At 53.2% G+C, this 15,723-nt stretch carries 12 protein-coding genes; 3 read left to right on the top strand and 9 right to left on the bottom strand.

Features of this window, described 5'->3' with window-relative positions; genetic code table 11:
* Window positions 1-363 precede the first annotated feature (363 nt).
* Window positions 364-2,490 (bottom strand): lectin-like domain-containing protein, encoded by a 2,127-nt coding sequence (locus LKH74_RS08765; protein WP_287708279.1) that lies wholly within the window; start codon window positions 2,488-2,490, stop codon window positions 364-366.
* A gap of 329 nt (window positions 2,491-2,819) precedes the next feature.
* Window positions 2,820-4,397 (bottom strand): peptide chain release factor 3, encoded by a 1,578-nt coding sequence (locus LKH74_RS08760; RefSeq protein ID WP_287708277.1) that lies wholly within the window; start codon window positions 4,395-4,397, stop codon window positions 2,820-2,822.
* 239 nt (window positions 4,398-4,636) lie between these two features.
* On the opposite strand from LKH74_RS08760, the gene LKH74_RS08755 reads away from it, so the two are divergent.
* Window positions 4,637-5,191: a hypothetical protein gene (locus tag LKH74_RS08755; protein WP_287708276.1), complete on the top strand. Its 555-nt coding sequence runs from the start codon at window positions 4,637-4,639 to the stop codon at window positions 5,189-5,191.
* A gap of 718 nt (window positions 5,192-5,909) precedes the next feature.
* Here LKH74_RS08755 and LKH74_RS08750 read toward each other — a convergent pair.
* The 5 genes from LKH74_RS08750 to ntdP all read right to left on the bottom strand — a co-directional run bounded on the left by LKH74_RS08750 (window position 5,910) and on the right by ntdP (window position 11,246).
* Window positions 5,910-7,934 (bottom strand): CDP-glycerol glycerophosphotransferase family protein, encoded by a 2,025-nt coding sequence (locus LKH74_RS08750; protein ID WP_287708275.1) that lies wholly within the window; start codon window positions 7,932-7,934, stop codon window positions 5,910-5,912.
* Window positions 7,935-7,948: 14 nt separating this feature from the next.
* Window positions 7,949-8,833: a hypothetical protein gene (locus LKH74_RS08745; RefSeq protein ID WP_135368129.1), complete on the bottom strand. Its 885-nt coding sequence runs from the start codon at window positions 8,831-8,833 to the stop codon at window positions 7,949-7,951.
* 68 nt (window positions 8,834-8,901) lie between these two features.
* On the bottom strand, window positions 8,902-9,318 hold the full coding sequence (tagD, locus tag LKH74_RS08740) for a glycerol-3-phosphate cytidylyltransferase (protein ID WP_125574803.1): 417 nt from the start codon (window positions 9,316-9,318) through the stop codon (window positions 8,902-8,904).
* A 151-nt stretch (window positions 9,319-9,469) separates the two neighbouring features.
* Window positions 9,470-10,582, bottom strand: coding sequence for an AI-2E family transporter (locus LKH74_RS08735; RefSeq protein ID WP_135368130.1), 1,113 nt, complete (start codon window positions 10,580-10,582; stop codon window positions 9,470-9,472).
* A 106-nt stretch (window positions 10,583-10,688) separates the two neighbouring features.
* Window positions 10,689-11,246: a nucleoside tri-diphosphate phosphatase gene (gene ntdP / locus LKH74_RS08730; RefSeq protein ID WP_125574805.1), complete on the bottom strand. Its 558-nt coding sequence runs from the start codon at window positions 11,244-11,246 to the stop codon at window positions 10,689-10,691.
* Between the two features lie 576 nt (window positions 11,247-11,822).
* Here ntdP and LKH74_RS08725 point away from each other — a divergent pair.
* Window positions 11,823-12,068, top strand: coding sequence for a YdeI/OmpD-associated family protein (locus tag LKH74_RS08725; RefSeq protein ID WP_135368131.1), 246 nt, complete (start codon window positions 11,823-11,825; stop codon window positions 12,066-12,068).
* Window positions 12,069-12,749: 681 nt separating this feature from the next.
* On the opposite strand, the gene LKH74_RS08720 is transcribed toward LKH74_RS08725, so the two are convergent.
* Together LKH74_RS08720 and recX are read right to left on the bottom strand one after the other, a co-directional pair.
* On the bottom strand, window positions 12,750-13,934 hold the full coding sequence (locus LKH74_RS08720) for a serine hydrolase domain-containing protein (RefSeq protein ID WP_287708274.1): 1,185 nt from the start codon (window positions 13,932-13,934) through the stop codon (window positions 12,750-12,752).
* A gap of 28 nt (window positions 13,935-13,962) precedes the next feature.
* Window positions 13,963-14,766, bottom strand: coding sequence for a recombination regulator RecX (gene recX, locus LKH74_RS08715; protein ID WP_287708273.1), 804 nt, complete (start codon window positions 14,764-14,766; stop codon window positions 13,963-13,965).
* 218 nt (window positions 14,767-14,984) lie between these two features.
* Here recX and LKH74_RS08710 point away from each other — a divergent pair, with 218 nt between their 5' ends.
* Complete coding sequence (locus LKH74_RS08710; RefSeq protein WP_135368134.1) at window positions 14,985-15,443, top strand: flavodoxin; 459 nt, start codon at window positions 14,985-14,987, stop codon at window positions 15,441-15,443.
* Window positions 15,444-15,723 lie beyond the last annotated feature (280 nt).

Genomic DNA, 15,723 nt, shown 5'->3' with positions numbered 1-15,723 from the left:
TCGCTTTGAGCCGAAGTACCCGTCTCAAAGTCGCCAGTTTCCTAAGTGCCGTAAACCGCGTCACTAAGGAAACTCCCACAGCTGAACCCATCTCTAGCAAACTCTCGGCTCCGGTGGCAATCATTCAGAACAATTATTTTCGTTCAAGGCCGGTTGAATCTTCGGGACCAGTATCCGGAGGCTACCTTCGCTAAAGACAGCTAGCACGACGTTTTAGCAGGCGGAACGCCTAGCCGGCACAGACAACTGATTTAATCAACTTTTCAATGAACGCATTCATGCCAGTCAAAAAGGTTTCGTGCATCCCCTTCCGGATGAACGAAACCTTTTTAGCTTGCATTGGGACTGCCCCTTCACTAAGACCTAAGGGACATCGTTTAACAGCCACGTCACTGTACTGCTGTACTCACTGGCTAGCGCCGAACTGTTGACCTCGAGCAACAGGCCACTCTCGTCGTCCCAGTCATCGACCACATTGGTGACCACGTCTGCGTCTTGCGCCTCGCCTCGACTGATGGTGATGGGCGTCGTGCCAATTGGCGTCCGGTCGGTCCCTTCATGGTAGCTCAACGTCCCGGCCAGTGGTTGCCCGTCTTGATTGATAAACGGCGTACTGGTCACCTGGAGCGTCCATTTGGCCCCAGCCTCTCGGGTATCCAAGATTTCAACCTGCCAGTCCAACGTCCGCTTGACCCGTTGGTACGCGCCGGTCAGGGTGGTCTCTTCAAATGAGCTCCGGTCCGCGACCGTCTGGAACACTAACTGGCGACTAACGGTGATCGTAAATTTCACTTCATTGGACACGTTGCCGTAAGGATCCGACACGGTGGTGATCAGCGTGTTTTGACCGCTTTGGAGGTCGGCTGCCGCGACGGTCACGTCAAAGCGCCCACTCGATGGGTCATCGCCGGCGGTCATTTGAAAATCTGGTCGCCGCTTGCCATTCAAGGTGGTGTGGACTGTCATATCCGCATTCGTCAGGTCGACCCCCTCCGGCACCACGACCAGCCCCTTCATGACCGCGTCTTCATTTGCTTCAAGCTGCACACTGCTGCCGGACAGCGAGGCCGCGTACAATTCTAGCGTCGGGTTCAAGGTAAACACTGGCGTATCCGCGGTCACAACACCATTGACGGCGCTAAAGGTACTGGCCGCCGAATCCACGGTGACGGGGGTCTTCAAATTATTCGCCGTTCCCGTCAGACTGATGGTCGCCGTCGCGTTGGTCGCAGACAGCGCTCGAGCCAACTTGACCGTGACCTGATTATCCGTCAGCCCCGCCAAATCGACCGTCGCCGTGCTCCCATCCGCATAGATGATCTTTCCCGCGTCGACCGTCAGTTGGTCTGGAATTTGGAGGTGGGCCTGCACGTCTTGCCAGTCTTGCTTACCACTCAAATAAGCCAATTGATACTCCAGCTTAAACGCATCTTGCCCCTTGAGTCGATCACCGTCTTGAATGACCTGATTCGTCGTGGTATCCGTCAGCCGGGTGGTTGCCCGCGCATCGACCAAACCAGGTACCTCTTCGATAACCACTAAGTTATTTTCGTAGCTATCGCCAGTGGCCCCGGTAAAGCCCCACCGGACCTGGCCGGTATTTTTCGGATCAATCTGGTTCAAGTCCAGCTTGGCGGTCGCCTGCAGGCCGGATTGGGCCGTCCCCGACACCGGATCCTTGTCATTAAAGGTATACGTCATTTTCTGCGTGCTCGCCTGCCAATCCAGGCTTAAATGATGCCATGCGCCGTTAGCGAGCAAGGTGTAGTCCCCCTGCAACAGTCCCTCATGCGTTTGCGTCGCGTAGTAGCCCACACTGTAGATGGGCAGAAGCGTCGACGTCCGTACCATTTGGTAGCTACTCGTCGCGGCCGGATAATTATTCGCGATGTGCGGACCGGCAATGCCAACGTCAAAGGAGTCCGCATCCCCGGTATTGCCGTAGTTCGTCGAAGTGTTCAGGTGCGTGTCAAATTCCAACGCCCAACTATTTTGAATCGCCATGGTGGCCAACTTATCCGGCGTCGTTTGTTTCTTATCCGTGTCGACGCCCCAAACGCCCAAAGTCTCGCCGGACACGTTCTTGCCGAATGTCGGCGTAGCTGCTAAACCGTTTTCATCATTGTGCATCACAAAGGCCATGCCATCTGCCGCCTTCTTGCCGGTGTTCCCGAAGTACAGCCACATCGAGGCCGACTGATCTTTGGTCAAATCAAAAACATTGTCCGCCGTCGACCAGATCGCCCCAAATTGCTTTTTACCATTGTTGACCTTGGCCGCCTGCGTCCCCGTAATGGCGGGATTCGTCGTGCCAACGACCGCTGCTTGATTATTGCTGGTGGTGCCTGGGACAAAGATGTTATCGAGGGAGATGCCCTGCGGCGCGGTCCGCAACGCTTGATCATAATCCGCATCCGCTCGTCCCACGACACCGCCAATCAACAGGACCCCCAAGCCAACGACCCACCCTAACCAATTCTTTCGTTTCATCGCAACCGCTCCTCTCTGTCCCCAAACGGTTGTGGGACTAAATCTCTATCTGCCATGACTATTTCGTTTATAGTGTAACAGAAACGGCTTTTTGCTGATAGTCCGAAGCGAATTTCGAAGAAAAGGCTTCGAAATTTGACTTTCATGGGCCAAGATTGATTTAGGGCGCCCCCCACCACGCGTCACCACCCATCCGCCGGAATCATCCTTCTGCCACCTGTAGGCACTGAGCGGAAACCATACCGCCCGCTTTTTTTCCAAAATCGTCCACACAAAAACCGCCGCAACGACCAGCTCCGAGGAGCAGCGTTGCGGCGGTTCAATTATCCTTACAGTTTAGACGTCAATTCGACATTCGGGTACTTGTCCTTGAACCAACGTTCAGCGAACTGGTTTTCAAACAAGAACAGCGGCTCGCCGTGATTGTCCTTGACCAACAGGTTCCGGGATGAGGACATCCGTTCATCCAGTTGATCCGGATTGATCCAACGGGCGGTCTTCTTGCCCATCGGTTCCATGACGACTTCGGAATTGTATTCGTTTTGCATCCGGAATTGGAAGACTTCAAATTGCAGTTGCCCCACGGCTCCCAAAATGTAGTCGCCCGTCGAATACGACGTGTACAGTTGGACGGCCCCTTCTTGGACCAGTTGGTTGATCCCCTTGTGGAACGACTTTTGCTTCATGACGTTCTTTGCGGAGACCCGCACAAAGAGTTCCGGGGTAAATTGCGGCAATTTTTCAAATTTAATCTTGTTCTTCCCGGTGTAAATGGCATCGCCAATCTGGAAGTTCCCGGTATCGTACAGCCCGATGATGTCGCCGGCCACGGCCGTTTCCACGTTTTCACGGGTGTCGGCCATGAATTCGGTCACGTTAGATAACCGTAGCTTCTTACCGGTCCGTTCCTGGATGACGTCCATACCCCGGTCGAATTCACCCGAGCAGATCCGGACAAAGGCGATCCGGTCACGGTGATGCGGGTTCATGTTGGCCTGAATCTTGAAGACGAACCCAGAGAATTCGGGATCAGTCGGGGCCACATCGGTATCCTCTTCAGTGTGGTGACTCGCCGGTTTCGGTGCGTATTCCAGGTACGTTTCCAAGAAGGTCTTGACCCCAAAGTCGGCCAAGGCAGACCCGAAGAAGACCGGCGTTTGGTCCCCACTGGCGATTTTTGCTTCGTCAAATTGGTTCCCGGCCTCACTGATCAATGCCATGTTGTCCTTGGCATCTTGGTACCAGCCGTCTTCTTCCAAGGCGTTGGGTTCAGCCAATTCACCGTCATCTTTTAACGGCAAATACTGATGGGCGTCATCGTCCGGCCGGAACAAAGCCACGCGGTGGTGGTAACGGTCATACAGACCTTTCAATTCCTTACCCATCCCAATCGGCCAGTTCATCGGATAACCTTCGATGCCCAAGACATCTTCCAGTTCGGCGATCAGGTCCATAGGGTCCCGGCCATCCCGGTCAAGCTTGTTCATGAACGTGAAAATGGGAATGCCCCGCATCTTACAGATCTTGAACAGCTTCTTGGTCTGGGGTTCAATCCCCTTGGCGGAGTCAATGACCATGACCGCGGAGTCCACCGCCATCAACGTCCGGTAAGTATCTTCGGAGAAATCCTCATGTCCAGGGGTATCCAAGATGTTGATGCGCTTGCCCTGATAGTCAAATTGCATCACGGAACTGGTCACGGAAATGCCCCGCTTTTGTTCAATTTCCATCCAGTCAGACTTGGCAAAGTTGCCACTCTTTCTGGCCTTAACGGTACCGGCCTCGCGGACCACGCCCCCGAATAACAGCAGCTGTTCGGTGATCGTCGTCTTCCCGGCATCGGGGTGAGAGATGATGGCAAACGTTCGGCGCTTGTTCACCGCTGACGCTAAAGTTTTTTCACTCATATTTTTTCCTCACAAATTTTTTTATTTTCTCTATTTAGAGTCTCATTTAAGTTTAAAGGTCACAGCTAGTAATTTTAACACATTTAGCGGGTGGTTGAAAGCTATCGACCGCCGACGGACCGCTTCTGACTTAGACAGTTGTCCACCCCCGTCACGGTTTTTCGAGTCGATTCGCCGGTGCCGGGGATTTCGTGGTATGATAAGACAATGACCTTTAATCTTTAGAAACGGGTGAAATTATGTCGGCGTCTACTGAAGCCTTACTCATTGAAATCGTCTTTGGCGTGGGGGCCCTGGTGGTACTGGGCGGCCTCGCGGGATTACTCATCGCGCGGGCCAAGCACCAACCTTTACGCCCCACCATGTCCGTCATCCTTTGCGGGGCGGGCTTGGCGGTGATTGCCCTTCTGCTCAACAATTTGTTATTTCGGTCCTATGACCACGTCCAATTAAAAAAGAATCAATATTACGAGGTTACCAGTCTGACTGCCAACATGAAGCAGTCCCTGGCTAGCAGCCGCACGGCCAATCAACCGGTCAGCCCCCAGGCCAAAAAGGCCAGCAAGAATGTCACGTATCTGGTCAAGAACCTCAAGCAGCCGCATCACGCGTTCACCTTGGCTAAAGCGGCACAGCACCAGCTCACCTCGGTCAAGCACCCCGACGTTCAGCTGGTCCGGCGCAACTATCGCGTCATCTTACGCACGTACTTCAAGCAGACTGGCATTACGACTGAACAGGTCGACCAATTGACCGCCCACGCTTACCGGCAAGCCACTAGCTATCAACGTTAGTGATGGTTGTTGTAGCGGTTATGGCAGCATCGGCGGAACTGGCCGCCTTACCGTTACGTGAAATTCTAGGCCGGAACGCTGGGGAAGGACCGCTCCGAGCCTGATGGACCGGTCTCGGAGCTTGCTTTGAGCCGAAGAACGCGTCTCAAAGTCACCAATTTGCCAGCAAAAAGCGCTGTCAAATTCCCCGGCTGAGCCTAGATTTCACTTCACTCTCGGCTACGATGGCGCGTACTGTCATCAATACGGTTTACCTCACTGTGACAAACTGCACCACACCGAACGTTAAGGCGTACACCACGCAGTCCGACTCATCGCGACAATTCATAACAAACAATTAAAAACTGCAGGTTCCCACGTCAACGTGAGTACCTGCAGTTTTTGTTTATTTTAAACTTTCCATCACCAAAACTGATAACCATCGTAAACATGACAGCTTGTAGTACCAGTCCAAATGATTTAACGCCATCTAACTGACCACACATCATCGTAGCCGAGAGTTCGCTAGAGATGAGTTCAGCTGTGGGAGTTCCCTTAGCGGCGTGGTTTCCGACGCTTAGAGAACTGGCGTCTTTGAGACGTGAACTTCGGCTCAAAGCGAGGCGGCGAGACCGCCCCTTGGCTCGGCCCGTTCGCCCTCAGCGTTCCAACTCATCTCTAGCGAACGGTAAGGCGGCCAGCTCCGCATAGTCTCGTCAGCCACAGTGATTACAAACGCTTAAACGTTCTTTTCAATCTGTTGGACCACGTAGTTGACGATCTTCAAGGAACTCAGCCCGTCGTCGATGGCACAGAAGCGTCGGTAGAAGTCCATGAACTTCTGGTCGCCGCTCATGTCTGGTGTCTGGAGCTTTTCGCCGATCATGTCCAACAATTGCGTTTCATTATGGGCAATCTCACCCGGCAAGTCCTTTTCGTAGTCAAGGTAAAAGCCCCGGAGTTCGTCCTTGTACATGTGGTAATCATACGGGTAGAACAGAATCGGCCGCTTCAGGTAAGCGAAATCAAAGAAGACGGACGAGTAGTCGGTGATCAACATGTCAGAGATCAGATACAGCTCGGAAATGTCTGGGTGGTTCGACAGGTCAAAGACGACCCCTTCGTAGCCACTGATGTCCAGCGCGTTAGAAATCAAATAGTGCATCCGCAGTACTAAGACCGCGTCTTGACCAAATTTCTCGCGGAAATCATCCAGTGAAAATGGCAGTTCGAACGTGTACTTGCCCTTTTCGGCAAACTGGTTGTCCCGGTAAGTTGGCGCGTACAAGACGACCTTCTTGTCCAGCGGAATCCCCAGTCGCTGCTTCAAGGCAACCACGTCTTCGGGCGTACTGTTGATCAGTTCGTCGTTTCGGGGATACCCGACCTTTAAAATCTGATTGTTAAAGCCAAAGGCCGACCGGAAAATCCGCGTGGAATAGTCGTTGGGCGAAACCAACGCATCCCAGCGGTTGGCTTCCCGCACGAAGTTGGCGTGGTACTTGGCAGTCGTGGTGCCAGGCATCGACACGTTTTCAATGTCCAAGCCCAACTTTTTCAGCGGCGTCCCGTGCCAGGTCTGGATGTAAGTCACGTAATTGGGCTTACGGACCCAGGCCGGGAAGCGCGCATTACTGATCCAGAAACTGGCCTTTTCCAGCGTCCGCACCCACTTGGCTGTCCGCCGCACGACAAACGGGATTTGATTTTCCCGACAGAACTTCTTTTGCGACTTGTCGATCGACCAGACGAAGTTAAACCCAGGGTACAGTTGCACGAACAAGCGGTAAATGGCGTACGGCGAATCACTGACTTGCCGCCCACCGAAGCTTTCGAAAATCAGGGTTGGCTGCTCAAATGGCCGGTGACCGCGCTTAAATAACCGCCGCATGTAAGCCAGGTTGACCTTGTCCATCAACAGGGACAGTAACTTGGTCGCCCCACCGACTTTGCTAGGCACGTGGGCCAGGCGTTGGGGCAAGGTTGGCGCCGCCATTTCCTGAATTCGAATCCCATTGTCAAAGCGCTTTTGCACCAAGACCAAGCGGTGGTTCGGGGTAATGGCTTGGGTGACCTGCCCGGCTAATGACTTGGCCAAGACGACCCGTTGTTCCAGGTCTGTGCCCGCTACCGTGGAGCGGATGAAGAGCTGTTGGGTGCTGTCTTGGGGCAAATCAGACAACGGAATAGCGCCCGTGAACAGGCCGTGCAGGTTCATGTGGGTGATGGGCCACTCCGCGGAACTATCCTGCTTTTCGTTCTTCAAGACTAATCGCTGGTTCTCGATGGCTTGGCCGTTGAGGCGGCTGCGACCGATGACCTGGAGCTGGTCGTCTTGCAAGTTAATGGCACTGATGGTGAATTCGGTTTCGGACTGTTGGGTGTGCAGGTTGAACAACGCCATCCCCTCGGCATCACTGTTGACCTGGTAAAAACTGGTCAACGTCAATTGGTGCCGGTCACTGAGGTATTCACTTTCGACTTGGATCAAGCCGCGAGTGTTCTGTTGCCGAATATTTAAGTATAGTTCCCAACTGAACTCGCTTTGTTCCGACGCCGGGATCTGCAGGTCCGCCGCATTGAGACGAATCCGCACGATCTCCGCACTGACGACCTTGCTGATGGGCACGGTCAACGACGCCTTGGTGGTTTTTTCCAAGAAGGTGACCGCTAAATCATCGAACGGTTCCGGCACGTCGATCAGTTCGAGTTCGAGTTCTTGTAAATTCTTTTTATGATGTAATCCAGATAAAATCGCACGCACGATGGAAAAACTCCTTAGTAATTAAAAATCAGCTGGTTCGGCATTTGCGGTGAGATAGCGGCGTTAATCGCCAGGTCGACGTACAACCGGGTCTCCGGCGTCAACAGGTGGCTCAAGACCGCTTGGTAAAAGGTATACAGGTCATCAAAACGCCGGTAGTTCGAGTAGGCCAATACGCCGTAGTACGTCTCTGCGGCCGAGACAATCGAGGTGTGATCCACGGTAGCGGCCTCGGCCTTGTTTCGTTGGCGCTTGGTCATGTTGGCCAGCGCCGCGTTTTGCTTGGCATCCGCGAATTCCGTGGCCATCATGGCCGACGCATTGCTCAGGTTGAAGACGTGGTTGATGGGCCGTTCATGCCGCACGAAGCGTAGGACCGCTTCTCCCTTGGCGTTTAACACGTAGCTGGTCTGGGCGACCTCATCCGTGATTTTTTCAATGCCGACGACCTGACCGTCCAAGCCGTAAGTGTCGATCTGCACCAACTGATCGGCGTGATACTGCCGCAAGACCATCGGTGAGTCATCGTCTAATTGCCGTAATTCGGCGACCAGGTGACCGGCGTCCAAATACCGCTTGACCTGTTCTTCGTTGTCAGCGAATAGCCGTTCATCAAAGGTCGTCAGCGTGGGTGTGTTGCGCTCGCCACTGGTCAATTTTAAGCCTTGCTCATCGCGATACAGGTCGGCTAAGGTGACCAGGTTCACATCACTGACACCCGGGTTCTTGCGGGCCAAGCGATTTAAAAAGGTCCGCACTTTCCAGGTCGCCTCAAAGTCCACCAGCGCGACTAACACGCTGACTGCCACGTCTTGTTTGACCGCTTGCAATAATTGCTGGGTAAAATTGGGCTTATGCATCCCGTTTAAGGACGTTACTAAAAAAATAATTTGTTGCATTCCTCTGCCTCCGTCTGCGCTCTAATAAGAAAAAATCCCTAGTCAACGACTAAGGATTTTCACCAACACTACTCTTTTTCCTTCCAGTCTTCTTCGTCTGATAGGCCTAAGTCGTGCTTGATTTTAGTCGTGGAAATGCCTTCCGTCCGTGGTAAGTAAACCACTTCACAGTAGTCCTTCAAGAAGTCAAACTTGCCTTTCCAGTCGTCACCCATGACGAAGATATCAATATCATTATCTTGGACGTCGCGAATCTTTTGGTCCCAAGAGGTTTCTGGAATGACGTGATCCACGTACTTAATGGCTTCGAGGATGTACTTACGGTCTTCATAAGACGTGTAAGCCCGCTTGCCCTTTTCGGCGTTGAATTCATCAGAAGACACGCACACTGTCAAATCGTCACCCAAGGCTTTCGCCCGCTTCAATAACCGAATGTGACCCTTATGTAATAGGTCAAACGTCCCGTACGTAATTACTTTTTTCATGTAGACTCTCCTACTTTATCTGGTTAATTTCCCCGCCGCAGTCTGCAGGGGGCACAAAAAAATTCCAATAACAATCTAAATAGTAGCATATTCAGCGGTCACGTCAACTTCAAACCGCAAACGTTACGCAATTCTTGAGAATTTTGACACCCTAAAGTGCGGATTTCTTACTGTGATCCAGCTGCCAAATACTGTAAAGATACTGAACAATCGTCTTGACCACGGCGTATAGCGGAATCGCCAGAATCATCCCCAGTAGCCCCGCGATATTTCCTGCTGCCAATAAAATAATGATAATCGTCAGTGGATGGATCTGTAAGCTCTTGCCAATGATGTTGGGGTACACCAGGTTGCCGTCGATCTGTTGGACCACCACGACCACGATGATGACGTATAACACCAAGCTGGTACTGCTGGTGAAGGCCACGATCAAGGCCGGCAGGATACCGATGTACGGACCCACGTAAGGAATCAAGTTGCAGATACCGGCGAACAGCCCCAGCAACAACGCGTATTTCTCCCCGACCAGGAAATAGCCGATGGCCGTGAAGCTGCCGACAAACAGGCATTCAATGATCTGACCACCCACGTAACGGGCAATCGTTTGATTCATCCGGCCGAGCAATTCGGCAATCTGGTCGCCGTGCTTTTCGGGCAACCAGCTGCGAATGGCCGGCATGAACTTATCACCATCCTTGAGCATGTAAAACAGCATGACAGGCACTGTAACGGCCGTGACGGTCACGGTGGTCACTGTCCCGATGATGGAGCCAATGCCCGTGGTCAGGCCGCTCATGAAGCCCTGGGCGTACTTGGCGAAGGCGGACTGGAGTTGACTGAGGTATTTGGTAAAATCCACATCCTTAAAGGCCGGCTGATTGATAAACTTACTCAACACTGCCTCGCTCGACTTGGCAAACCCCGGGATGTTGCCAATCAAATTGGTAATCTGCGTGGCCAGCCGCGGAATCAGCCACATACCACCGGCCACCAAGACCAACACCAGCAACAAGAAGACCAATGCCACGGCTCCGGTGCGGTTGAGATGAAATTTACGCCAACGCACCTTTTCCAGCACCTTGACCAAGGGGTTCAACAGGTAAAACAACACCCCGGACAACAGGAGCGGTGCGAAGATTGTCGACAGAAAGACCCCAATTGGGGAGAACAGAAAGCTAATTTGCGTACAGACCCAGATCAATGCGGCCACAATCAACAATTCTAATGACCAAAAGAGGAGTCGTGAGTTGGCGACCCATTTCATGGTGGACGCTCCCTTCATTTTCACCAGCCACCCGGCCGGTCTGATTTTTAGAAAAAAGGAGCGAGCCACGAAATGGACTTGCTCCTGGTGGTACGGAAGACAACTCTTACTGATCATTCGAGCGTCGAAGTAACTCCTGATAACGTTGGTACCAGAGATCGACGTAGGCTTGGGAAAAAGGCCCCTTATGATGATTAATCCAATCGACCAGGGTCAACACGTTGGCCTTCAAGATCCGATCGGTTGCCTCACCATACTGCCACCGCTGACTGAAATCTTCATACTCGTCAACGTCGAGCAGGCGTTTCTCACCATCCGGAAAAACCTTCACGTCGAGATCATAATCAATGTATTTGAGCGCTTCTTTATCCAAAACGTACGGGGATGCCAGGTTACAGTAATACGACACCCCGTTGTCCCGAATCATCGCAACAATGTTAAACCAATAATGCTTGTGAAAATAAACGATTGCGGGCTCACGAGTCACCCACCGCCGCCCATCGTCTTCGGTGACCAAGGTGTGGTCATTGACGCCGATGAGGGCGTTTTCGCTTGTTTTGAGTACCATAGTGTCGCGCCAAGTTCGATGCAAACTTCCGTCGTGCTTGTAGCTTTTGATCGTAATGAAGTCGCCTTCCTTAGGTCCTCTAGCTTCGCGCGTCATGTCTAAACCCTACTTTCTAAGTAACGGGTAACTATAAAAATTCACTCAATATTATACCAGATTACGCCTCCCTTGAATAGGTTCAGACCGATTCTCCTGAACAAATTCCTTCTGGTGAGCGGCTATCGTCCGGTGAATTTTACCTTAGTTGGGGCTGGCCGTCTTACCGTTCGTTAGAGATGAGTTGAAACGCTGAGGGCGTCGGGTCAAGCCACAGAGCGGTCTCGACCTCGCTTTGAGCCGAAAAATCGCGTCTCAAAGGCGCCAGTTTACTAAGCGGCAAGCCGCTAAGTAAACTCCCACGGCTGAGCTCATATGCAACGAACTCTCGGCTACGATCACGACTTTCAGCTGCACAGATTAACCCCCACACCATCCCACCCATTTCAGACGGCTACCCGACAATTATTGGTGTTGAAGATTGCCCAGTAAATTTACTAGCCGCGCAAATCGTCCTCACAAGTTGTCATTTTCCGCGGAAAAACTTTTCTGACAGTACACCAAACCGGACTTGCCAAATCCCACAATCAAGTTCACTATTGAGTTAAAAATTTTAGAAAATCGAGGTAACTTCTTATGGCACAAGCTCCCCTCAGCTCCTTTGAACCCCTGATTCCCCAAGTCGCCGAACTTTTGGCGGATGATCCTAAATTAACGGCCTTCTTTAACGACCTCACCGTGGGCTACCAACGTGAATGGGCCCGCTACATCTTCGGTGCCAAGGCCGACGCGACCAAGCAACGTCACATCGCCGACATGCGCCAGATCCTGGCGGCCGGATACAAGTCCAAGCGGGCTTACGGCAGTCGGCCCAAAGACTAAGTGGTTGGTGGCGACGGGGGTTATACTGGCCGCCTTACCGTTCGTTAGAGATGGGTTGGAACGCTGAGGGCGTCGCGTCGAGCCATAGGGCGGTCTCGACACTCAAGTCGGAGCCGATAGCCCGCGTCTCCAACTTGCCAGTTCCCTAAGCGCCATGACCCGTGCCGCTAAGGGAACTCCCACAGCTGAACCCATCTCTAACGAACTCTCGGCTCCGGTGGTGGTCGCCAGCCACTTAGTCTTGGCATCTGTTGGCCACTACCAAGCTCCCTCTCTACCGTCGTTGAACTACACTTCTCAATTTCATCAGTGGGTTGTGACCCACAAAAATCACATAAACAAAACACGCTCAGTCACTGGCAAAACATGTTGCTAGTAACTGAGCGTGTTTTTATGGTTCAAATTAGCTAACCCGAAATCCGGCAAATATCAGAACTCTGGGTTGCTTTAGCAACAAGCAGCCATTCTTCCCCACTGTAGCCGTGAGTGAAGTCCAATCTGGGCTCAGCCGTGGCGTCTCTTAGCGGCGCAGCCGGTTAGAGACGGGCGACTTTAAAACGCCGCCCCTTGGCGGTTTAAAGCGAGGCAAAAGACCGCTTCTCAGGCTTTTGCCGTCCTCCCACCGCGTTCCAGCCTAGATTGGGCGAACGGTAAGGCGGCCCGCATGCGCAATCCTGCGTGCTAGTTCTTGAGCTGGCCGGATTCGAGGAGGTTCCAGATCTGAATAGCTGGCGTTTGTGCCAACTGGTTGGCCCGGTAGTAGTTCGTCAAGAGCACCACCGCGTCTTGGCCATCCTTGCTGATCAGCGCCGTCGCCTCATACCCGTAAGCTAACCCGTGCACGCGAATGTACCCGGGGTAAACGTACGCGCCCCCGCCGTACATCGAATTGGACCCCGGCGCCAGTAAGACGTTGACGTCGCTTTGCGGATACAATTTTCCTAACAACATGTTGCGCTCACCCACATATAGGTCGTGGGCAGACATGTAGACCTGGCCCGTCCCGAACTGGTAGAGCATGGACGCCCGCGACTCTGGATATTCCGAATCGTAGTTGGTGCCCACGTCGGCCTCGTTGTTATTTTGATACCCCTGCGAGTAGGCCTTGCGGTGGGCCATATTGAAGACAAAGCCCGTGTGATGCAGGCCCCACGGCTCAATGATATTTTCCGTGAAGTACTGCCGGTAGCTTTCTCCGGTGACCTGTTGGATGATGCCTGCCAGCAACATGAAGTTGACCGGTGAGTAGTTCCATTTGCCAATGGTGGCCGGCTGACTGATGATGTGGTGCAAGATGAATTTGATCATCCCGTCTTCCGAATGCAGGGTGTCCGGAAAGGCCTCCAACGTCAGTCCGCTCTTCATGTCCAGCATGTCACGCAAGGTGATGCGCTGTGCCCCCTTGATCTGCGGATAGTACTTCGCCAACGGGTCCGTTAACGACAGCCGTTGTGCCGCCGCCAACTTCATGATCAGTCCCGCCGTAAAGGACTTCTGCACGGACGCCAGTTGATAAACGCTGTTGATACCATTTTTCTTTTGCTCATTGGCCTGCGCGTAGCCAAAGCCTTGCTCATACATGGTCTTGCCCGAACGCACCACCAGCGCCGTGCCTACGAAGCGATTGGCGCGTAAAATGGCGTCGATCTGCCGCGTCGCCGCGGTCACCTTGGGCTTGACCGTCTTTTTCTTGGCCGGCTTCTTGGCCTTGGGCTTGGGTTTAGGCTTCGGTTTCACCACCGAACTGCTTGTGGCGGCCGGTTCCGCATGACTCTGCGTTTGCCCGTTAAACCACCAAGCCAAGCCGCCCCCAATACCCAGGACCATCCCCAACGACACCAGAATGCCCAACGTCCGTTTCCGCATGACAACTCCCCCTTACTCTTTTGCGTTGCTATTCGGCCGATTCCCCTAAATCAGCCAGCCACTGACTAATATCGTCGAGCTGAAACCCCTTGCGATACAACGCCTGCTTGGTCTTATATTTACGTTCTGACGGACTCAAGGCGCGGTACCGCCGCCACAGCTTTTCGCCCTGCTTGACCAATAAGTCGTGTTGCTGGTCAAGGTCAGGGGTCAAGTCCAGTGTGGCGATCATCTGCCCGGCCTCGTCGTTGTTAAACCCACGTGAAATCAAGCCTTGACGAATCTTCTGCTGCTGAGTCCCAAAGGCTTGACGGTGGTAGCGCTTCGCCAATTTCTCCGCCACGGCCGTCCCCACGGTCAGGCGTTCTTCTGGCGTGTACAACACCAGCGCGTCGTCGATCAGCTTTTCACCCACACCCTTTTGGCGCAAATGCTGGCGAATTACCCGCGGGCCCTTATCTCCCGTGTGCATCATCGTCCGCACGTAGCTGGCGGCGTAGTGGGCATCGTCCACCAGGTTGAGCTCCCGCAATTTCTGAAACGTCAGGTCAATCGTTTCTTCTGGGATTTCCAGCTCGACCAGTTTGTCGTGAATCTCCTTTTCGGTCCGCAGCTGATTGGACAGGTAGTCCAACGCGCGGTTGTACGCCTTGGCAACGTTGTCTGCGTCCACCAGCTGGCTCTCCAGCGTCTTGGTGACCTCCATGCCCTTGTACAGGCGAAAATCGATCAGCACACTCTCACTGACGGGAAACGCGTAAGCGCCGTCAACATATACGTTATAACGGCCGCTATTTTTCTTCTGGGCCTCAATCATGGTAATGACGGCCATTACTGTCACATCCTTTGTTCAAAATACCAGTCATCCTTAACTGTCTGGCACCATTTTACCAGTTCTCCTGGGGGTGTGGGAAGCAGAGTGCCAGATTTGTTAGTCAATCATCTTTTCGCGCGGTACACGGTTATTTCCCCCAACCGTTCCTAGTCACCGCCACGGCAACCTGCTATAATTAACGACAAACACGGGTTTAACCTAAGGAGTGAAACGAAATGGTATCAGCACAAGTAGTCTTTGCCACTATCACCGGCAACAATGAAGACGTGGCCGACATTGTCACGGAAAAATTAGAGGACCTCGGTTGTCAGGTCAAGGAAACGGAAATCTCACAGACCGACGCCGCCGAATTCGAAAACGTCGACATCTGCGTGGTCTGCGCCTACACCTACGACGAGGGCTCGCTGCCCGATGAAGGCATGGACTTTTACGAGGACTTGCAAGACTTAGATCTCACCGGCAAAGTCTATGGCGTGGCCGGGTCCGGCGACACCTTCTACGGCGAATACTACAACACCACCGTCGATCATTTCGAAACTACCTTCCAGCAAACGGGCGCGACCCGGGGTGCGGCACCGGTCAAGATCAACCTAGCCCCCGACCAAGCGGCCATCGACCAGCTGGACGCCATGGCCCAACAACTCGTCGACACCTACCATCAGGCGCACGCTTGACCGAGGGCTGGCTGACGAGGGTTTGCGTTTTGCTGTCCGCCTTACCGTTCGCTAGAGATGAGTTGGAACGCTGAGGGCGCCGCGTCGAGCCACAGGGCGGTCTCGACACTCAAGTTGGAGCCGATAGAGCGCGTCTCCAACTTGCCAGTTCCCTAAGCGCCATGGACCGCGCCGCTAAGGGAACTCCCACAGCTGAACTCATCTCTAGCGAACTCTCGGCTACGATAATGCTTGTCAGCAGCGCTAGTTAAGGGCCGCGTGACCTGTGGTTGGATGGCTG

The organism is Levilactobacillus sp. (genome assembly GCF_022646225.1).
In the GTDB taxonomy this organism is placed as follows: domain Bacteria; phylum Bacillota; class Bacilli; order Lactobacillales; family Lactobacillaceae; genus Levilactobacillus; species Levilactobacillus suantsaiihabitans.
The sequence above is the reverse complement of the archived record's forward strand: the minus strand, read 5'-3'. Positions and strand labels throughout refer to the sequence as shown.